Genomic DNA, 18,769 nt, shown 5'->3' with positions numbered 1-18,769 from the left:
TATCCCTGTGGGAGCGGGCAAGCCCGCGAAGAGGCCGGTACAGGCCATGCAAATTCAGAAAGGTGCAGGGCACTCGAACTTCAACCGCTCGCCGGACACCGGGTGGGTGAAGCTCAGCATCGCAGCATGCAGGCAAAGCCGCTCATGGGCCGCCAACGCTTCAGGGTTGGCATACAGCCGATCCCCGAGCAGAGGGTGACCGATCGACAACATATGCACCCGCAGCTGGTGCGAGCGCCCGGTAATCGGCGTCAGCTCTACCCGGCAGTAATCACCGCAGCGCTCGATGATGCGCCAGAAGGTCAGGGCATGCTTGCCCTGCTCGTGGTCCACCACGTGCCGTGGTTTGGTTGGCGGGTCGTAGCGCAGCGGCAGGTCGATGCTGCCGCTGTCCAGCGCCGGCTGGCCCCAGCACAGTGCGGTGTAGGCCTTTTCGGTCTCGCGGTCGTGGAACTGGCGTGACAGCTCGCGGTGGCTGTCGGCATCGCGGGCCAGCAGGATGATGCCCGAGGTTTCCCAGTCCAGGCGGTGCACGATCAGTGCGTCGGGGTAGCCGTTTTCCTGCAGGCGGGTGATCAGGCAGTCCTTGTTGTCCTCGGCGCGGCCGGGTACCGACAGCAGCAGGGTCGGTTTGTTGATCACCAGGATGGCGGCGTCTTCGAAGAGGATCTGGACATTCGACAGCGGCATTGCAGTATCTCTGTGATAGCGGGGAAAACCATTGGGGCCGCGTCGCGACCCATCGCCGGCAAGCCAGCTCCCACAGGTAAAGCGCGGACCCTGTGGGAGCTGGCTTGCCGGCGATGGGCTGCAACGCAGCCCCAATGATCCAGACAGGTCGCGGTATCAGCGATCCGGCAGGGTAATGTTCAGCTCCAGAATCGAGCAGCTGCCCTGGTTTTCCAGCTCGATATGCACGTCATCGTTGCCGATGTTCACATACTTGCGGATCACTTCCAGCAGTTCTTTCTGCAGCGCCGGCAAGTAATCCGGTTCGCTGCGTTGGCCGCGCTCATGCGCCACGATGATCTGTAGACGCTCTTTCGCTACCGACGCGCTGGTCTGTTTCTGTCTGCCACGAAAGAAGTCAAAAAGGTTCATGGTTTACTTGCCTCCAAACAGTCGCGCGAAGAATCCTTGCTTCGGCACTTCGATGAACCGCAGGGGCTTGTCTTTGCCCAGCAGGCGGTCGACGGTATCGCTGTAAGCCTGGCCAGCATCGCTCTGGTCGTCGAGGATGACCGGGATGCCTTGGTTAGAGGCTTTGAGTACTGCCTGGGATTCCGGGATGACACCCACCAGTTCGACCGAGAGGATTTCCTTGACGTCTTCAACGCCAAGCATTTCGCCTTTTTCGACGCGCTCCGGGTGGTAACGGGTAATCAGCAGGTGTTCCTTGATCGGATCATCGCCTTGCTCTGCGCGGCGCGACTTGCTGGACAGAAGGCCGATCATGCGGTCAGAGTCACGCACCGACGAGACTTCCGGGTTGGTCACGACGATGGCCTCGTCAGCGAAGTACATCGCCAGGTGAGCACCTTTTTCGATACCGGCAGGCGAGTCGCAGACCACAAAATCGAACTGCTCCTTCAGCTCCATCAGCACCTTCTCGACGCCTTCCTTGGTCAGCGCGTCCTTGTCCCGGGTCTGGCTGGCGGCCAGCACGAACAGGTTTTCGAGGCGCTTGTCCTTGATCAGGGCCTGCTGCAGGTTGGCTTCGCCGTTGACCACGTTGACGAAGTCGTACACCACGCGGCGTTCGCAGCCCATGATCAGGTCGAGGTTACGCAGGCCCACGTCGAAGTCGACGATGACGGTCTTGTGGCCGCGCAGTGCAAGGCCGGTACCAATGGCGGCGCTGGTGGTGGTCTTGCCCACACCCCCCTTGCCGGAAGTAACCACGAGAATCTTGGACAAGGTGTTTCACCCCTAAAATAATCGGGACGCTAGTCCCTGCAAAAATGCAAAAAAAACGGCAACGGTAAAAAAGTTGCTCTAAAAATGCTTGCAAGTATCCGTCAAAGACGGGTGATGTTCAACACATCGCCAGACAGGCTGACTTGCACGCAGGTGCCCCAAAGGGGGTCGCGGCGCAGGTCTTCGCAAACCTTGTACTGGCCGGCAATAGAGACCATTTCGGCAGTCATTTGCTGGCAGAAGATACGCGCCTTGGTATTGCCTTTGATGCCGGCCAGGGCCCGGCCGCGCATGGCGCCGTACACATGGATGTTGCCATCGGCGAGAAGTTCCGCACCCGGGCTGACCGAGGCAGTCACGATCAAGTCACCGCCCTGAGCATAGATCTGTTGGCCGCCGCGCACTGTGTTGGTGATGATGCGTGTCGGGCGCACCTCTGGCTCGGGGGCTGGCGGTGGGGCCGGGGCGGGTTCGGGCTTCTTCACCTCAGGCTCGGGCTCCAGCGGCCGTTCGCGGGCGCCGGACGGCGGCAGCACCGGCAGGTCGATGGCGATGGCGGCGGCGATATCCTCGATGCGGTTGGCGCGGATGGCCAGGGTGCGCAGGCCATGGTGGCGGCAGATACGCATCAAGCCGGGCAGGTCGATTGCGCCTTCGCCAGCCGGCAGCTTGTCCAGTGCCAGCACCAGGGGCGTGTTGCTGAAGAAGTTCGGTGCCTGGGCAACTTTGGCCGCCAGTTGGCGGTCGAGGGCTTCAAGGTCATTGCGCGCCAGTTCCAGCACTGTAATGGCAAGCATGCTGCCCTTGAGCTGGAACACAGAGGCGGTATCGGGTGTGTGGTTTGGGCTCATGGTCTGCATAGACGGCTTGTTGCGAAAAAAGTGCCCTGAGTTATAACGAGAACACCGGTTGCCCGCAACATACGCTGATCCGTTGTAGAATGCGCAGCCTTTGTCTTTCCGGAAGCTTCAATGGAACGCCCGCGTTTTCGTCCCTATTTCCTTCACCCAAAGTTCTGGGGCCTGTGGCTGGGCCTGGGCCTGCTGTGGCTGGTGGTCCAGTTGCCGTACCGGGTTCTGTTGAAAGCCGGTGCTGCGTTGGGCGCCGTGATGTATTGCTTTGCCGGCGAACGTCGGCGCATTGCCGCACGCAACCTTGAACTGTGCTTCCCGGAGCTGTCGGTCGACGAACGGCGGCGTTTGCTCAAGGCCAACTTTGCCTCCACCGGTATCGCCTTCTTCGAAATGGCCATGAGCTGGTGGTGGCCCAAGGCCAGGCTGGCGCGCCTGGCCCATATCGAGGGGCTGGAGCACCTGCAGGCCGCCCAGCAGGCGGGGAAGGGCGCCATTCTCATGGCCGTGCACTTCACTACCCTGGAAATCGGCGCCGCCCTGCTGGGCCAGCAGCACACCATCGACGGCATGTACCGCGAGCATGGCAATGCGCTGTTCGACTTCATCCAGCGCAGCGGCCGCGAGCGGCATAACCTCGACTCGCTGGCGGTGGAGCGCGAGGACGTGCGCGGCATGCTCAAGCTGCTGCGTTCGGGCCGGGCGATCTGGTACGCACCGGACCAGGATTACGGCGCCAAGCAGAGCATTTTCGTGCCGCTGTTCGGCATCCCGGCTGCGACGGTAACTGCCACTACCAAGTTCGCCCGGCTGGGCAAGGCGCAGGTTATTCCGTTCACCCAGAAGCGCCTGGAGGACGGCAGCGGCTATCGTCTGGTCATCCACCCGCCGCTGGCGGACTTCCCCGGTGAAAGCGAAGAGGCCGACTGCCTGCGCATCAACCAGTGGGTTGAAAGTGTGTTGCGCGAGTGCCCCGAGCAGTACCTGTGGGCGCACCGCCGGTTCAAGTCGCGGCCCGAGGGTGCGCCGCGGCTGTACGACAAGAAAAAGCGCTGAATCTTGTGCTGTGAGTGCGGGCCTCTTCGCGGGGCAAGCCCGCTCCCACAGGTTTTCTACACTGCCTGAGGTGCCGAGATGCCTGTGGGAGCGGGCTTGCCCCGCGAAGAGGCCGGTACTGACAAAGTGAATCCAGGAAGGAAGCGATGGCCCCATCCCCGGTAACCGGTCTTATCCTTTCTGGCGGCGGCGCCCGCGCCGCCTATCAGGTCGGCGTGCTGGCCGGCATCGCCGAGCTGCTGCCCGCCGGCGCACACAATCCGTTCCCGGTCATTGTCGGCACCTCTGCAGGCGCCATCAACGCCGTAACCCTGGCCAGCGGCGCCACCCACTTCAATGATGCCGTGCAGCGGCTTACCGCCTTCTGGCAGAATTTTCGCAGCCACCTGGTCATGCGCAGTGACTGGCCCGGCGTCATCCGCCAGGCCAGCCGCTTCGTCGGCCACAGCCTGCTCGGGCTGGGCGGCCAGGCGCCGGTGGCGCTGCTGGACAGCAGCCCGTTGCGCAGCCTGCTGCAGGCACACCTGAACCTGGATGGCATCGGCCATTCCATCGCTGCCGAGCAGTTGCGCGCAGTGGCAGTCACCGCCTTCGGCTACGAGTCCGGCCAGGCGGTCACCTTCTACCAGGGGCGCGGCACTATCGACGCCTGGTTGCGCCACCGCCGCATCGGCGTGCCCACGCCGTTGACCATCGACCACCTGCTGGCCAGCGCGGCCATTCCGCTGCTGTTTGCCCCGGTGCAGTTGGGCGACGAATTTTACGGTGACGGCGCGGTGCGCCAGTCGGCGCCGATCAGCCCGGCCTTGCACCTGGGCGCCAGTCGGGTGCTGGTAGTCGGGGTCAGCGGCAACCCGCAGCGGCCGGCACCGCCGTTGCCCACCCAGCGCGTGTTCAGCGGGCAGCAACCGAGCCTGGCGCAGATCGGTGGGCATATGCTCAACAGCACGTTCATCGACAGCCTGGAAGACGACATTGAACTGCTGCAGCGGCTGAACCACCTGAGCCGGCTGCTGCCGGCGCACCTGGATGCCCGGCGCCTGGGGCTGGCGCCGATCGAGGTGCTGGTGGTGGCTCCCAGCCAGCCGTTGGACGAGATCGCTGCCCGCCACCGGCGCGAGTTGCCGGCGGCGTTGCGCCTGTTCCTGCGTGGGCCGGGGGCGACGCGCACCAGTGGGGCGGGGGTGCTGAGCTATTTGCTGTTCGAGGCCAGCTATTGCAGTGAGCTGATCGAACTGGGGCGGCGCGATGCCCTGGCCAAGAAGCGCGAGCTGTGCCAGTTCCTGGGGATCTGATGTTGCCTGTACCGGCCTCTTCGCGGGCTTGCCCGCTCCCACAGGTACCGCACAACCATCAGGAATTGTGCAATACCTGTGGGAGCGGGCAAGCCCGCGAAGAGGCCAAGCCTGCTTACTCGGCTATCTGCAACTTGCGCGCCTGGGTATACACATAGCGCACCTTCTCGTACTCGAACGGCGAGTTCAGCTGGCCGTAGCGGAAGTTGGTGGTATAGCGCTTGTCCACCACACGTAGGGCGAAGATTTCCGGGTGGTCGGTGCTGGCCTCAGCCACGTTCAGGTAGTTGATCGCCTGCTCGCCCGCATAGTCCACCACCAGCCCGGTGGTGTCGCGCAGGTTCGATGGCCCCAGCACCGGCAGCATCAGGTACGGCCCCTCCGGAACGCCATAGAAGCCCAAGGTCTGGCCGAAGTCTTCGCTCTGACGCGGCAGGCCCATGCTGGTCGCCGGGTCCCATAGCCCACCTACACCAATCAGGGTGTTGAACATCAGCCGTGCGGTGATCTCCGCCGAGCGCTTGGCCTTGAGCTGCAACACGCTGTTGAACAGGTTCGGCACATCACCGATGTTGTTGAAGAAGTTGCTGACACCGGTGCGCACAAAGCGCGGAGTGACGTACTGGTAACCGCTGACCAGCGGCAGCAGCACCCATTGGTCCAACCGGTAGTTGAAGTGATAGACGCGCCGGTTGATCGACTCCAGCGGGTCGTACACGTTCAGCGCTTCCAGGGTTGAACGCTCGAACTCGCGCTGGTCCAGGCCCGGGTTGAATTTCAGCTCGCGCAGCGGGTCGAGAAAGCCGTCTGTTTCGGGCGCCAGCGGTGCGGCAGTCACTTGCGGGTCGGCCTCGATCACGCTGGCCCGTGGGGCGGTTTCGGCTGCCAGAGTGTGGCCGGCAGCAAGCAGGGCGGTGGCGAAGAGGAGTTTGTTAACCACGGAAGAACTCCAGCATGGCGTCGCTGTTGACGCGGTAATTGAGGTTGCCGCAATGGCCGCCATGGGGGTAAAGGGTCAGCCGCTCACCAAACACCTTGCGCAGGAAACCGATATCGCCAGGGCCGAGGATGACGTCGTCGGCGTTGTGCATCACGGCAATCTTGTCGCTGCTGTGCAGGTAGTCGGCCAGGGCATACAGGCTGACCTGATTGGTCAGTTGCAAAATGCTGTTGCCACCGGTGCGGGCGCGCCACATCGGGATCACCTGCTCGGTCATGTAGCAGTCGAAGTCGCACTGCAGGGCGCGCTTGAAGAATGGCGTGAGGCTGCTGCTCTCGGTGATCGGAAACTTCGGTGGAATGATCAGGCCACGGCGGTTGATCAGGTCGGAAGTAAAGGCGATGTCTGCCGCCGAAAAGCGGAACGAGGTGCCGATCAGCATGGCCATCTGCTCGTTGGACAGGTGCTGCTTCGACTGCTGGAAGTCGTACAGCAGTGCTTCGTTGAGGTCGATGTAGCCCTTGTCCTGGAAGTAACGGGTCAGTTTGGTCAGCATCAGTTCATAGAACGTGGTGCTGCGGTCGATGCCCTTGACCTGGGTTTGCACCAGCTTGTCGAGGTTGTTGATCGAGGTGTACAGGTTGACCGGCGGGTTCAGCAGCAGCACGCGCTTGAAGTTGAAGCTGCGGCGGGTTTCGTCCAGGTGGCTGACAAAGGCGGCGTCGAGCGCACCCAGGCTGTAGCCGGTGAGGTAGAACTCGCTGATCGGCAGGCGCGGGTGCTGGGCGCGCACGGCCTGCATCACCCGGTACATGTCTTCGGCGTCTTCCTGGCTGACGCCGGGGGTGGCGAAGCGTGAGGCGGCGCTCATGAAGTCGTAGCTGGTAGGCGACGACAGTTGCACCACGTGGAAGCCGGCTTGGTAGAACAGCTTCTTCAGGTATTCGTTGATGCTGCTGGTGTACGGTGCGCCGGTGCCCGCGATGATGAAGATCAGCGGCGCTTCGTGGTCTTGGCGGGCCAGGCGGTACTTGAGTTTTTTAACCGCCCAGAAGTTGTCGGGCAGGGTGAACTCGCGCTCCGGGCGCAAGTTGAGGCTGTAGTCCGACTGGGTGATTTCGTCGTCGCTGGGCAGGGTCGGGCGCTGGTCCGGCGGCGTGGTCGCGATGGTTGCCTCGAACGGGTTGGTCAAGGGGTAGCCGTAGCTGGCAGCGTCGATATCCCGCGCTGAAGCGGCCACCGCCATAAGCAGGCTACCGAGCAGGGCAGCGAGGCGCAAAGATCGAAGCATGTAATCCCCCAAAAGAACGCAAGGTCGAGCAGTGTGCAGGCTAGGACCACATCCAGCTGGGCAAAGTTGCCTGGCGTGGTGGCCTTTGGTGTGCTTGTTATCTGCAACATAGCTGCAGGGTTGTGATTTTGCCTTACAACCAGGCATAAGCGATCATGGATGCTTTCGATTACCGCTATTGGAGAACAGGATGTCTCGTTCGCTACCGGCTGCGCTACTGGTGCTTTGTATCGGGCTGTGGCTCGCGGCCAGTTATGGCGTGCGCTATGGGCTGATGGAAGATGGCCAGTGGGTAGGGCTGTGCACGGTACCGGCCGCGTACTGGCAGTGTGAGGTGCGGTCGTTGCTTGGATTGGGCATTCACCACCAGGTGATGGCCTGGAGCGGGTTGGGCCTGGCGCTGTTGGCGCAGGTCGTTGCCGGCCGCGCTGGCGGGTGGCTGGCGGTGCTGGCCCTGGTGTTCGCGGTGCCAGCGCTGGTGTTGTACACCGCCAGTATTGCCGTGTTTGCGCTGGTGCTGGCGGGGCTGCGGTTGGTCAGGTGACCATGGCGAGTCTGACAGGGGCCGCGCAGCGGCCCCGGGATATCAAACCTTGCACAGCCGCAAGCTCCGCCACAAGGCTGCGGTCATCAGCACACTCACCACCGCCCAACCCCAGGCCTGCTGGTTCTCCAGCCCCTCCACAAACAATTGCGGCGCCACCCCAGCACCGACAATGAACGCCAGCAACGCCACTTCCGCCCGCCGCGCCTGCACCGGCCACAGCACATACACCAGCGCCGGCAACGCCAGCGCCGCGCTGGGGAAGCTGCGGTAACGTGGGTCGAACACCATCGCCAGCATGCTCACCGCCGCAGCGAAGCCCGCCGCCAACAACAGCCAACCCGCCCGCGCCTGCAGCCAGGCGAACAAGCGCTCACGCCAGCCGGCCCGCTGTGCCAAAGCCAGCAGCGCATGGGCCAGCACCAGCAGGTTCAGCCCGGCCAGCGCAACGGCCCACAGCCATTCCCCGGCAAAGCGTGCATGGGTACGCATCAGCTCGCCCCACAACCCCAGGCAACCGGCGCCGAACGCCGCCAGCAGCGGCAGCAGCAAGGCCGCCTTCGGTGTAGCGGGACGCCCGGCCATCATCAGCATGAGCACCATCAGTACGGCGCTGGCCAGCAACCATTGGGGCCAATAATGCAGGTTGCTCACCGGCCCTTCGAGCACGCCCTTGTCCTGCCGGTCGGCGTCGTACAGCCCCCAGTAACCCCCCACTGCGCCTTCGTTGGCGCGCTTCCACGGCTGGTCGAATGCTTCGATCAGGTTGTAATGCCAGCCGTTGCTCTCGGCCATGGCCACAAAGCCACGAATGAAGCGCGCCTCGTTGACCCGGCTGGGCACGGCAATCTCGCGCTGGCGGCCTTCGCTGGGCCAGCCGGTTTCGCCAATCAGGATGTCCTTGGGCGCAAAGCGCGTGCCGAATACCCGGCGTACATCGGCCACATGGGCCAGGGCTTCGTCGATGCCGCGCGGGTCGTCTTCCCAGTACGGCAGCAGGTGGATGGTCAGGAAATCCACCGCCGGGGCAATCTGCGGGTGCTGCAACCAGAACTCCCACACATCTGCGTAGGTCACCGGCACCTTCACCTGGCTTTTTACCCGGGCGATCAGCTTGGCCAGGTGCGCGCCGGTGACTTCCTTGCGCAGCAACGTCTCGTTGCCCACGATCACCGCGCTGACCACATCGGGGTTGGCGTTGGCGGTGGCGATCAACAGGTCGATTTCCTTGTCGGTGTCGGCCGGGTGAGCGTTCACCCAGGCGCCCAGCATCACTTTCAGCCCATGCTTGCGGGCCAACGCCGGGATTGCCTCAAGGCCGGTCATGGAATAGGTGCGGATGCACTGGAAACGCTCAGCCAGCAAGGCAAGGTCGGCGTCCATGCGTGCCGGGCGCAGGCGAAACGGCTGGTCGTAGGGCGACTGATCCTTGTCGAACGGCGTGTAGGACGCGCATTGCAACTTGTGCGTCGAGCTGGCCGCATCGGGCAGGTGCACCGGCTTGCCAAGCCCGTACCAGAGCCCGGCGAGCCCGATCAGAGCCAACAGGCAGGCAAGCAGGTACAGCGGCAACAGCAGGCGGGCAGAACTGGGCATCGGGCGGTCCATCGTCAGGCGCAAAAGGGTAGATAGTAGCCCGGCGCCAAAGCTTTGGCATGCAAGGATCGCGCAGGTCGGCGTAGGCCGATGGCGCTAATGGCACAGTGCTGTCGCATATGGGGCCTGTACAGGTCGCAGACGGATCAGGTCGACCTCTGTCGCAGGCAGATGATGCAATCTCCAAGACCTGACGAGGGGATGCTTTGATGGCAACTTTGAAAAAAATGCGACGTTTCCTGGGGGTGGGCACCGCCCTGGTACTGGGGATGAGCGCTGCACAGGCAATGGCTAAAGAAGTCAGCATCGGTTACGTGGATGGTTGGGCCGACAGCGTCGCGACCACCAACGTGGCCGCCGAAGTGATCAAGCAAAAGCTCGGCTACGACGTGAAGTTGCAGGCCGTGGCTGCGGGGATCATGTGGCAGGGCGTTGCCACCGGCAAGCTCGATGCGATCCTCTCGGCATGGTTGCCGGTTACCCATGGTGAATATTGGGCCAAGAACAAAGACAAGGTGGTCGACTACGGGGCCAACTTCAAAGACGCAAAAATCGGCCTGATCGTGCCTGAGTACGTCAAGGCCAACAGCATTGCCGACCTCAAGACCGACACCAGCTTCAAGCAGAAAATCGTAGGTATCGACGCCGGCTCCGGCGTGATGATCAAGACCGACCAGGCCATCAAGGACTACGACCTGACCGGCTACAAGCTGCAAGCCAGCTCTGGCGCAGGCATGATTGCCGAGCTTACCCGTGCCTATGACAAGCAGCAGTCGGTTGCAGTGACGGGCTGGGTACCCCACTGGATGTTTGCCAAGTGGAAGCTCAAGTTCCTTGAAGACCCCAAAGGCGTCTACGGCGCAGCTGAAACCGTAAACAGCATCGGCAGCAAGCAACTGGACAAGAAAGCCCCTGAAGTGGCCGAGTTCCTGAAGAAGTTCCAGTGGCAGTCCAAGGATGAAATTGGCGAAGTCATGTTGGCGATTCAGGACGGTGCCAAGCCTGAAGCCGCGGCCAAGGACTGGGTGGCCAAGCACCCGGATCGTGTGAAGGAGTGGACTGGTAAGTGATCGCTCGTTAGGGCCAGTTTTGCTTCTTCGCGGGCTTGCCCGCTCCCACAGTGAAATCACTGCCTTCAGGCCTTGTGATGTACCTGTGGGAGCGGGCATGCCCGCGAAAGGGCCGGCACTTTGTTACGCAATCGGTAAAACACCGTTGCATCTAAGACTAAGGTCGTCTGGTTGGCGTCCAGCGGCAGCATAAAGTAAGGGTGTGGGTACCATCCCCTACCTGTGCTGCTAGGACAAAAACAATGAACGACAGCATTTACCTCTCGATACAAAACAGCCCCCGCTTCAAGGAGCTGGTCACCAAACGCGAACGGTTCGCCTGGATTCTTTCGGCGATCATGCTCGGCCTGTACTGCGCCTTCATCCTCCTGATCGCCTACGGTCCTCATTTGCTGGGCGCCAAGCTCAGCCCTGAGTCGTCGATTACCTGGGGCATTCCCCTGGGCGTCGGCCTGATCCTTTCGGCATTCGTCCTGACCGCCATCTACGTACGCCGAGCCAACGGCGAATTCGATGAGCTGAACAAGGCCATCCTGAAGGAGGCGCAACAATGATTCGCCACGCCAAAGCTTTGGCCGTACTGGCCTGCGGTGCCTTCGCACCCGCCGTGTGGGCCGCCGATGCCCTGACCGGCGAGGTGCAGAAACAGCCGCTGAACGTCGCCGCGATCGCCATGTTCGTGGCCTTCGTCGCCTTCACCCTTGGCATTACCTACTGGGCCTCCAAACGCAACAAGTCCGCTGCGGACTATTACGCCGCCGGCGGTAAGATCACCGGTTTCCAGAACGGCCTGGCGATTGCCGGCGACTACATGTCGGCCGCCTCTTTCCTGGGCATCTCCGCCCTGGTGTTCACCTCGGGTTACGACGGCCTGATCTACTCCATCGGCTTTTTGGTCGGCTGGCCGATCATCCTGTTCCTGATCGCCGAACGCCTGCGCAACCTGGGCAAATACACCTTCGCCGACGTGGCCTCGTACCGCCTCGGGCAAAAGGAAATCCGCACCCTGTCGGCCTCCGGTTCGCTGGTGGTGGTGGCCTTCTACCTGATTGCGCAGATGGTCGGCGCCGGCAAGTTGATCGAGCTGCTGTTCGGCCTGGACTACCACGTGGCGGTGATCCTGGTAGGTATCCTGATGTGCCTGTACGTGCTGTTCGGCGGCATGCTGGCCACTACCTGGGTACAGATCATCAAGGCTGTGTTGTTGCTGTCGGGTGCCAGCTTCATGGCACTGATGGTAATGAAACACGTGAACTTCGACTTCAACACCCTGTTCTCCGAAGCGATCAAGGTGCACGCCAAGGGTGAAGCGATCATGAGCCCGGGCGGCCTGGTAAAAGACCCGATCTCGGCGTTCTCCCTGGGCCTGGCGCTGATGTTCGGTACCGCCGGCCTGCCGCACATCCTGATGCGCTTCTTCACCGTCAGTGACGCCAAGGAAGCACGCAAGAGCGTGCTGTACGCCACCGGCTTCATCGGCTACTTCTACATCCTCACCTTCATCATCGGCTTTGGCGCCATCCTGCTGGTCAGCACCAACCCGGACTTCAAGGATGCCGCAGGCGCCTTGCTGGGCGGCAACAACATGGCGGCGGTGCACCTGGCCGACGCCGTGGGTGGCAGCGTGTTCCTCGGCTTTATCTCGGCAGTGGCCTTCGCCACCATCCTGGCGGTGGTTGCCGGCCTGACCCTGGCCGGTGCCTCGGCGGTGTCCCACGACCTGTACGCCAGCGTATGGCGCAAGGGCAAGGCCAACGACAAGGACGAGATCCGCGTGTCGAAGATCACCACCGTCGCCCTGGGTGTGCTGGCGATCGGCCTGGGCATCCTGTTCGAGAAGCAGAACATCGCCTTCATGGTCGGCCTGGCGTTCTCCATTGCGGCCAGCTGTAACTTCCCGGTGCTGCTGCTTTCGATGTACTGGAAGAAGCTGACCACCCGCGGCGCCATGATCGGCGGCTGGCTGGGCCTGGTGAGTGCGGTGACGCTGATGATCCTTGGCCCGACCATCTGGGTGCAGATCCTCGGCCATGAGAAGCCAATCTACCCGTACGAGTACCCGGCGCTGTTCTCGATGGCCATCGCCTTCGTCAGCATCTGGTTCTTCTCGATCACCGACAAGTCCAAGGCGGCTGACGACGAGCGTGCGAAATTCTTCCCGCAGTTCGTGCGGTCGCAGACTGGCCTGGGTGCCAGCGGGGCGGTTTCTCACTGATGCTGTAGCGGTTAAACCCTGAAACGCACAACGCCCCGCTTGCCGGGGCGTTGTGCGTTTCAGGGTTTGGCAGCAAATAATGGCAAAATGAATTTGCTTGGGAAATTTCCTAAATCCGCTCGGAACGGTCCTAATCATTCCGCGACAGCGTTCACGAATAATCGCCTCCACTGATCGGGCAGTCGCCCGTCAGCCCGAGATTCCTCAAGGAGATTTGATTCGTGAAACGTATGTTCCTCGCCCTCCCGCTGGCCCTGTTGTTCGCCGGCGCTGCCCACGCCATCGACCCGATCGAAAAACAAGTGCAGGTAACGGCCCAGGTACCGACCGATGCGTTCTTCGTTGAGCCGGTAGGCGGCAACTGGATGAACGACCCTCAGGAGTTGGGCTGGAACCCCAATCAGGCCAGGCTCGACCCGATCCGCAAAGAACTGCAAGTCAAAAGCACTGTCGGCCCTATCACCGCCTACCTGGTATCGCCTGCCGTGATTGCCAACGGCTCCAACAACATCGGCCTGGATGTCAAGGTTGGCGACACCGTATTGCAAACCACCCCAGCCGAAGTGGTCAGCGCCGCCCAGGCAGCACCGGGTGCGATCATTGGCTTTGAAGTCGCAGCACAACCGGCGCCTGCCGCAGGCTATGAGCCAGGCAACTACCAGGGCCTGGTCAGCATGATCTTCGAAACGGCCGCGCCCTGATCCACCCCCTCCGTTCATCCGTTGTTGCCTGTCCCTGCCCTCGGCACCTGTCGCGGGGCGGGCAGGTATTGCCTGCAAGCGACACTCATGACCTCACACATTCCGTTTCGCGCGTTGTACCGCGGCCTTCCAGTCGCAGCCTGCCTGGTCGCTGCAGCGGCCACCGGCCAGGCTGCGCCCATGGCGCTCGGTGGCATCGACGGCCTGCCGCGAGAGTTCGAGGCGCACTTCTATGAAGTACCGTTGGCCGTCAGGGTGGACCTGGACGGCCGCTATCTGGGTGATGCGATGGTGGTGCTCAGTCGTGATCAGCGCGTGCAACTGCTGGAATTCACCGAAACCCTCGACAGCCGTGAACCAGAAACCCTCAGGCGGCGGTGGCGCGAGCGCCTGGCCGATGGCCGGCCACTGGGCGATTGTCAGGTGGATTGCCCCGATGGCTTGCGCGCGTTGCATTACAGCCTGGTCAACTCGCAGCTGTCACTGCTCACCGACCAGGCCGAAGTGTCGGCTGCAAACCAGCGTTTCCACAGGCTTCCGGAGCAAGGCAGCTACGGCCTGTTGCTGCGCAACCAACTCAACCTGGTCAATGACGGCCGGGCCACCAGCGGCCGCTATGCGTTGCAAGGGCAGGGCAGCCTGGGCAACTGGACGACTCTGGCCGATGGCCAGCTCGACCGAGGCAGCGATAGCCAGCAAGGCACGCGCTACCGGGTTGACCAGTTGTATGGCGAACGTCTTGTACAAGACCACTTCTACCGCCTGGGCTATTTCACCCCCAGTGCCCAAGGCCTGACCCGCCAGCCACGGCTGATGGGCACCAGCCCCGATACCACGCTTGGCCTGATGTTTGGCAGCAGCGACAGCCTGGCGATCGACAATGGCGCGCCCAGCGCGACGCCCATCTACGTCACCCCCAACCGCCCCGCCGTGGCGGAGATTTACCGCAACGGTGTACTGATCAATAGCCAGCCGGTGCAGCCGGGCCTGCAGACGCTGGACAGCAAAGTGCTGCCCGGTGGCATCTATGAAGTGGAAATCCGCCTGGTCGAGGACGGCCAGGTCACTTCGCGCAGCCAGGCGTTCATCTACAAACCCAGCAACTGGCGCAGTACCGATGCACCGTGGCGCTACAACCTGTACCTGGGCCGACAGAGCAGTGTGTTGAGCAACTGGCAACATGACGCCGATGACAGCCTGGCCGCGGGCGTGCTTGCCAACTATTTGCTACACCCGCGGGCTATCGTCGGCCTCTCGGCGCAGCGCATCGACGAGACCCTGCAATACGGAACGTCGCTGGACTGGGATGTACGCGATCGCTTCAAACTGTACGGCAACCTGTTCCGCGCCGAGGGCTACGGCAATGGCTATGACCTGCAACTGATCCATGCCGGTGAAAGCAGCTCGTTGGTGGCCAGCCAGAGCAGCACCTGGCTGGCCCGCCCGGAGTCGTTGCGCGACGCCGATCAGCCGACCCACTGGCAGGCCCGGCAAACGCAGACGTCACTGTCGTACAACCATCGCCTCGACCCGCGAAATACCGCCAGCGTGCGGGTGTCGCACAGCAGCGGGGCCAGTGCGGGTACGGGTGTAGACCTGGGCTGGTCGTACTTCGGCCAGTTAATGGGTTCGCAGGCCAACTGGCGCCTGTCGCTGTTCGACCGGCCCGGCAACGTGGGCACCGGCGAGGCCCGCAGCCGCGGCGTCAACCTGAGCCTCAGCATGAGCCTGGGCGGCACGGGGGGGCGGCGCCTGTCGGCCAGCGTCGGCAGCCGTACCGCGCGCGATGGCGGGCGTGACCTCAACGCCGCGCTGGCCTACCAGCAGGACGTCGACCTCGGCCCGCTGCGCAGCGTCGGCCTGACCGCCAGCGCCGACCGCTATGGCGCCGGCCTGGGGGGCGACACGCAATTCGAGAGCCAGCAGTTGCATGGCGACGCCTACTTCCAGCGCTCCTCGTACAACGGTGAGTTCAGCGGCGGGCTCAACCTGGAAAGCATGCTGGCGGTTGGCGCCGGCAAGGCAGCGGTGAGCGGCCAGTACCTGCCGCACCAGGCCGGGCTGATCGTCGACGTGGAAAGCGACATCGAAGGCCTGGTGTTGCGCGCTGACGACCGCCACGGCGGTACTGCCAATTTACGCCCTGGGCGCAACGTGGTGCCGGTAGCTGCGTACAAAGCGGGCCACGTGCAGTTCGACCTTGAAGGTGCGGACGCCACCGCCGCAGTGATCCAGCCCTCCAGCGTGGACTACCACCTTAACCGGGGCGGCATTGCCTATCGGCAACTGAGGGTATTGCGCACTTTGACGGTGATCGGCCGCCTGCTCGACAGCCATGGCCAGCCGCTGCGCGGAGCCCAGGTGATCAACCACGCCAGCCGCAGTGTCAGCGAAGCCGATGGCTTCTTCGCGGTAGAAATGAGCGAGTCGACACCCACCCTGGAAATTCGCCAGCAAGGGCAGGCCGTATGCCTGCTGACACTGGACCTGGCGCAGCTGAAACGTGAAGACGATGTGCTGTTGGCCGGCGACCAGCGTTGCACGCCGGCAAGCCTGGCTAGGGCCGCCGCCGCGGGTGGCGAGCGCGGCGAGAGCTAGACCTTGATCAGACACAGAGCTGCCCTACCGTCGCTTCAGACGCGTCCTACAACTCCTGCGAGGGCAGCCGTTTTACGGTATGCCCATCGCTGCACTTACCCAAGGAGCCTTCACCCGTGAATATCCATCGCCTGATTGCCCTGGCGCTGCTGGTAGCGCCACTGGCCACCCACGCAGCCCCCGAGCTCAACGTCGGCGCGCTCTATGATTACCTTGACGGCGGCAAGAGCACCTTGCTTAAACGGGTGCGCAACGGCGGCGATACAACGGCCTTCGTCAAGGTCAGTGTCGCCGAACTGGTCTACGACAACGATGGCAATGCCCGTGAGGTCGACACCGACGGCCTGCCGCTGGAGCAACGCGGCCTGGTGGCCAGCCCGGCGCGGCTGATCGTGCCGGCCCAGGGCATGCAGGCGGTGCGCCTGGTGTACCGCGGAGCGCGAGACCAGGAGCGCTACTTCCGCCTGCGCTTCGTGCCGGTACTGCCGGAGTTGGGCGACGGCTTTGCGGTAGATGCCGAGGAGGCCGAGGACTATCGCGAGCACCTCAAGGCCGGGGTCAACTTGCTGGCGGGCTACGGGTCCTTACTGTTCGTACGGCCTGCCGAGACCCGTTTCCACACGCCCGTACAGCGTCAGGGCGGGTTGCTTAGCGTCACCAACGAGGGCAATGCCACCGTGGTGCTCGACCATTTCCGCCAGTGCCGTACAGCGGGCGAGGCGTGCGAGCCCGCCACCAAGCACCATCTGTTGCCCGGGCGCAACAAGCAGTTCGCCGGGGATGCCGAGCGCGTGCATCAGTTCGAGCTGCTGGAAGGCGAGCGCCGCAGCACCATGGTGGTGGAACGATGAGCACCTTCAACCGGTTGCTGCACGGTTTGGTCGGCGGCGCATTGCTGCTGGTCGCCAATGCTGCCACTGCGCTGGAGGTCACCCTCTCCGCGCAGTATCTGGGCGGTGGCAGCGGGCGGTTCGACAACACCACACCCCCCGGTGGCTTGTGCCAGTATTGGCCAGGTACCTGCCGTGGGCGCACCACGGTGGCGTTGCCCATCACCTATGACAAGATGGCGAACAAAGCCGCGAGCGACCCGCGTGACGCGTTCTATCTCAGCTTGCCCTCCCGGCGTGACGTGGATATCTACCACGATGCCACCGGCGAATCCCGGCGTGTCAGGTTTGACTGGACTGCCATCAGCCAGGTCGTGCGGACGGCAACCGAGCTGCCCACTCATCCACTTTTCCAGACTACGGTCAATGGCGGTTGCACAAGCGTGGGTGCCTTGAACCAGTACAGGCCCCCCCAGGTAATCTACCTGTACGACGTCCGCCAGCCGGCTGCGCCTGCCCCCTGTTGGGCTTCTGCAACAGAGAACGGGCGGGCGGTGCTCGCCAGCGTGGTGGATACCAGCGCTGCCTATTCAATCGACGTTACACCGCCTTTTCGCATGCCCAGTGGCCTGTGGCGTGGCAGCGTGACTTACAGCATCGGGCCCGGAGGCGATTTCGACTTCGGTAATGACGTGACCGCACTCAGTGGCAACACCCTTACGGTGAACTTCGAGCTCACCGTGCAACATGCGTTCATCTTCGAATTTCCGCCGGGGTCGGAACGGGCGGTTCTGGAGCCACCGAAGGGCTGGCAAACCTGGTTGAGTGGCGGCAAGCCACCCCAGCGGCTCTACCGCGACTTGCCGTTCCGTGTCTGGTCCAGCGGCCCGTTCAAGGTCTACAGGTTGTGCGAGCATTATGCTGCTGCCGGGCGCTGTGCTATCCGCAACGCCCAGAATGATGAGGTACCGGTTGCAGTTGCGCTTAGCCTGCCGGCCGGCATCGAGTACCAAGGCGCACAGGTGCAACGCTTGCCATTGCCCAGTGGTCGGCAGGCCGCGCTGCAATTCGACGCGGCCATGGCAACCCTGAACCGCCCGGGCCAGTTGCATTTCGAGGTTGAGCGCGGCGATGTCCAGGCCATGCTCAAGCACCCTGGCAGCACCTATGCCGGCCAGGTCACCGTTATTTTCGACGCTGAGCTTTAGGGCGTCACCCTGGCGCGCGAGGTTAACCGATGTACAAAGTGCTGGTGGTAGACGACCACCCGTTCATCCGCGCCACCGTGTGCATGCTGCTGCGCAAGGAACGGTTCGAGGTGGTCGGCCAGACCGACAATGGCATCGATGCAGTGCGCCTGGCGCGTGAGCTGAGCCCGGACCTGGTAGTCCTCGACATCGCCATGCCCGGGCTTGATGGCCTTGAGGTGATCGCCCGGTTCAAAGGTATGGCGTGCCCGCCCAAGGTGTTGGTGCTGACTTCGCAGTTGCCCGAGGCTTATTCGCTGCGCTGCATGCAGGCGGGCGCGGTGGGTTTCGTGGCCAAGACCGACGAGCTGGACGAGCTGGGCAAGGCAGTGCGTGCAGCGCTTTCTGGCTATACCTATTTCCCCGAAGTGGCACTGAGCTCGGTGCACAAGCAGGACCTCAGGTACTCGGACGCGCAATGCATCGCCTCACTGACCGACCGCGAGCTGATGGTCTTGCAGCAGCTGGCCCGTGGGCTGAGCAACAAGGCGATCGGTGAGGCCATGTTGTTGAGCAACAAGACCATCAGCACTTACAAAGCCCGGCTCATGGAAAAACTGCGGGTCAACTCGTTGATCGACCTGGCGGACTTTGCCCGTCGCAATGCGCTCATCTAGC

At 63.0% G+C, this 18,769-nt stretch carries 18 protein-coding genes; 11 read left to right on the top strand and 7 right to left on the bottom strand.

The features are described 5' to 3' along the window. Positions 1-54: 54 nt before the first annotated feature. The 4 genes from P0Y58_23590 to minC all read right to left on the bottom strand — a co-directional run bounded on the left by P0Y58_23590 (position 55) and on the right by minC (position 2,777). Entirely contained in the window at positions 55-690 is a 636-nt protein-coding gene (locus tag P0Y58_23590) for an RluA family pseudouridine synthase (protein WEK29839.1), read from the bottom strand. A 156-nt stretch (positions 691-846) separates the two neighbouring features. Then, positions 847-1,101, bottom strand: coding sequence for a cell division topological specificity factor MinE (gene minE / locus P0Y58_23585; GenBank protein ID WEK29838.1), 255 nt, complete (start codon positions 1,099-1,101; stop codon positions 847-849). 3 nt (positions 1,102-1,104) lie between these two features. Beyond that, positions 1,105-1,917: a septum site-determining protein MinD gene (minD, locus tag P0Y58_23580; GenBank protein WEK29837.1), complete on the bottom strand. Its 813-nt coding sequence runs from the start codon at positions 1,915-1,917 to the stop codon at positions 1,105-1,107. 101 nt (positions 1,918-2,018) lie between these two features. Beyond that, positions 2,019-2,777, bottom strand: coding sequence for a septum site-determining protein MinC (gene minC / locus P0Y58_23575; GenBank protein ID WEK29836.1), 759 nt, complete (start codon positions 2,775-2,777; stop codon positions 2,019-2,021). 111 nt (positions 2,778-2,888) lie between these two features. Here minC and P0Y58_23570 point away from each other — a divergent pair, with 111 nt between their 5' ends. Both P0Y58_23570 and P0Y58_23565 read left to right on the top strand, forming a co-directional pair. Next, the gene (locus P0Y58_23570; protein ID WEK29835.1) at positions 2,889-3,824 is read left to right on the top strand and encodes a lipid A biosynthesis lauroyl acyltransferase; all 936 of its coding nucleotides are present in this window, start codon (positions 2,889-2,891) and stop codon (positions 3,822-3,824) included. Positions 3,825-3,970: 146 nt separating this feature from the next. After that, on the top strand, positions 3,971-5,119 hold the full coding sequence (locus P0Y58_23565; protein WEK29834.1) for a patatin-like phospholipase family protein: 1,149 nt from the start codon (positions 3,971-3,973) through the stop codon (positions 5,117-5,119). A gap of 115 nt (positions 5,120-5,234) precedes the next feature. Here P0Y58_23565 and P0Y58_23560 read toward each other — a convergent pair whose 3' ends face one another. Beyond that, complete coding sequence (locus P0Y58_23560) at positions 5,235-6,059, bottom strand: VacJ family lipoprotein (GenBank protein WEK29833.1); 825 nt, start codon at positions 6,057-6,059, stop codon at positions 5,235-5,237. Then, positions 6,052-7,350: a serine/threonine protein kinase gene (locus P0Y58_23555; protein WEK29832.1), complete on the bottom strand. Its 1,299-nt coding sequence runs from the start codon at positions 7,348-7,350 to the stop codon at positions 6,052-6,054. The genes P0Y58_23560 and P0Y58_23555 overlap by 8 nt, the downstream gene beginning before the upstream one ends. Positions 7,351-7,540: 190 nt before the next feature. On the opposite strand from P0Y58_23555, the gene P0Y58_23550 reads away from it, so the two are divergent. Further along, positions 7,541-7,894 carry a hypothetical protein gene (locus tag P0Y58_23550; GenBank protein WEK29831.1) on the top strand — a complete coding sequence of 118 codons (354 nt, stop codon included), beginning with the start codon at positions 7,541-7,543 and terminating at the stop codon, positions 7,892-7,894. Positions 7,895-7,936: 42 nt separating this feature from the next. Here the strand turns inward: P0Y58_23550 and P0Y58_23545 are convergent, their stop codons facing one another. After that, a complete protein-coding gene (locus tag P0Y58_23545; GenBank protein ID WEK29830.1) occupies positions 7,937-9,502 on the bottom strand; it encodes a beta (1-6) glucans synthase in 1,566 nt (521 codons plus the stop codon). A gap of 197 nt (positions 9,503-9,699) precedes the next feature. Between P0Y58_23545 and P0Y58_23540 the strand changes: the two genes are divergently transcribed. The 8 genes from P0Y58_23540 to P0Y58_23505 all read left to right on the top strand — a co-directional run bounded on the left by P0Y58_23540 (position 9,700) and on the right by P0Y58_23505 (position 18,768). Beyond that, a complete protein-coding gene (locus tag P0Y58_23540; GenBank protein ID WEK29829.1) occupies positions 9,700-10,560 on the top strand; it encodes a glycine betaine ABC transporter substrate-binding protein in 861 nt (286 codons plus the stop codon). A 242-nt stretch (positions 10,561-10,802) separates the two neighbouring features. After that, on the top strand, positions 10,803-11,114 hold the full coding sequence (locus P0Y58_23535) for a DUF485 domain-containing protein (GenBank protein ID WEK29828.1): 312 nt from the start codon (positions 10,803-10,805) through the stop codon (positions 11,112-11,114). Next, the gene (locus P0Y58_23530) at positions 11,111-12,775 is read left to right on the top strand and encodes a cation acetate symporter (GenBank protein ID WEK29827.1); all 1,665 of its coding nucleotides are present in this window, start codon (positions 11,111-11,113) and stop codon (positions 12,773-12,775) included. The genes P0Y58_23535 and P0Y58_23530 overlap by 4 nt, the downstream gene beginning before the upstream one ends. Before the next feature lie 221 nt (positions 12,776-12,996). Further along, on the top strand, positions 12,997-13,476 hold the full coding sequence (locus P0Y58_23525; GenBank protein ID WEK29826.1) for a CS1 type fimbrial major subunit: 480 nt from the start codon (positions 12,997-12,999) through the stop codon (positions 13,474-13,476). 87 nt (positions 13,477-13,563) lie between these two features. After that, positions 13,564-16,074 carry a CS1-pili formation C-terminal domain-containing protein gene (locus P0Y58_23520; protein WEK29825.1) on the top strand — a complete coding sequence of 837 codons (2,511 nt, stop codon included), beginning with the start codon at positions 13,564-13,566 and terminating at the stop codon, positions 16,072-16,074. Between the two features lie 116 nt (positions 16,075-16,190). Next, positions 16,191-16,925 (top strand): molecular chaperone, encoded by a 735-nt coding sequence (locus P0Y58_23515; protein WEK29824.1) that lies wholly within the window; start codon positions 16,191-16,193, stop codon positions 16,923-16,925. Then, on the top strand, positions 16,922-18,112 hold the full coding sequence (locus tag P0Y58_23510) for a hypothetical protein (protein ID WEK29823.1): 1,191 nt from the start codon (positions 16,922-16,924) through the stop codon (positions 18,110-18,112). Before P0Y58_23515 ends, P0Y58_23510 begins: the two co-directional genes overlap by 4 nt. 29 nt (positions 18,113-18,141) lie before the next feature. Then, positions 18,142-18,768 carry a response regulator transcription factor gene (locus P0Y58_23505; GenBank protein ID WEK29822.1) on the top strand — a complete coding sequence of 209 codons (627 nt, stop codon included), beginning with the start codon at positions 18,142-18,144 and terminating at the stop codon, positions 18,766-18,768. Position 18,769 lies beyond the last annotated feature (1 nt).

Origin of the sequence: Candidatus Pseudomonas phytovorans (genome assembly GCA_029202525.1) — a bacterium.
GTDB lineage: Bacteria > Pseudomonadota > Gammaproteobacteria > Pseudomonadales > Pseudomonadaceae > Aquipseudomonas > Aquipseudomonas phytovorans.
The sequence above is the reverse complement of the archived record's forward strand: the minus strand, read 5'-3'. Positions and strand labels throughout refer to the sequence as shown.

Bases quoted from the DNA above. Each gene is read 5' to 3' on its own strand.
- P0Y58_23590 (WEK29839.1), bottom strand. From the start codon at position 690: ATGCCGCTGTCGAATGTCCAGATCCTCTTCGAAGACGCCGCCATCCTG.
- minE (WEK29838.1), bottom strand. From the start codon at position 1,101: ATGAACCTTTTTGACTTCTTTCGTGGCAGACAGAAACAGACCAGCGCG.
- minC (WEK29836.1), bottom strand. From the start codon at position 2,777: ATGCAGACCATGAGCCCAAACCACACACCCGATACCGCCTCTGTGTTC.
- P0Y58_23570 (WEK29835.1), top strand. From the start codon at position 2,889: ATGGAACGCCCGCGTTTTCGTCCCTATTTCCTTCACCCAAAGTTCTGG.
- P0Y58_23565 (WEK29834.1), top strand. From the start codon at position 3,971: ATGGCCCCATCCCCGGTAACCGGTCTTATCCTTTCTGGCGGCGGCGCC.
- P0Y58_23555 (WEK29832.1), bottom strand. From the start codon at position 7,350: ATGCTTCGATCTTTGCGCCTCGCTGCCCTGCTCGGTAGCCTGCTTATG.
- P0Y58_23550 (WEK29831.1), top strand. From the start codon at position 7,541: ATGTCTCGTTCGCTACCGGCTGCGCTACTGGTGCTTTGTATCGGGCTG.
- P0Y58_23545 (WEK29830.1), bottom strand. From the start codon at position 9,502: ATGGACCGCCCGATGCCCAGTTCTGCCCGCCTGCTGTTGCCGCTGTAC.
- P0Y58_23540 (WEK29829.1), top strand. From the start codon at position 9,700: ATGGCAACTTTGAAAAAAATGCGACGTTTCCTGGGGGTGGGCACCGCC.
- P0Y58_23535 (WEK29828.1), top strand. From the start codon at position 10,803: ATGAACGACAGCATTTACCTCTCGATACAAAACAGCCCCCGCTTCAAG.
- P0Y58_23530 (WEK29827.1), top strand. From the start codon at position 11,111: ATGATTCGCCACGCCAAAGCTTTGGCCGTACTGGCCTGCGGTGCCTTC.
- P0Y58_23520 (WEK29825.1), top strand. From the start codon at position 13,564: ATGACCTCACACATTCCGTTTCGCGCGTTGTACCGCGGCCTTCCAGTC.
- P0Y58_23510 (WEK29823.1), top strand. From the start codon at position 16,922: ATGAGCACCTTCAACCGGTTGCTGCACGGTTTGGTCGGCGGCGCATTG.
- P0Y58_23505 (WEK29822.1), top strand. From the start codon at position 18,142: ATGTACAAAGTGCTGGTGGTAGACGACCACCCGTTCATCCGCGCCACC.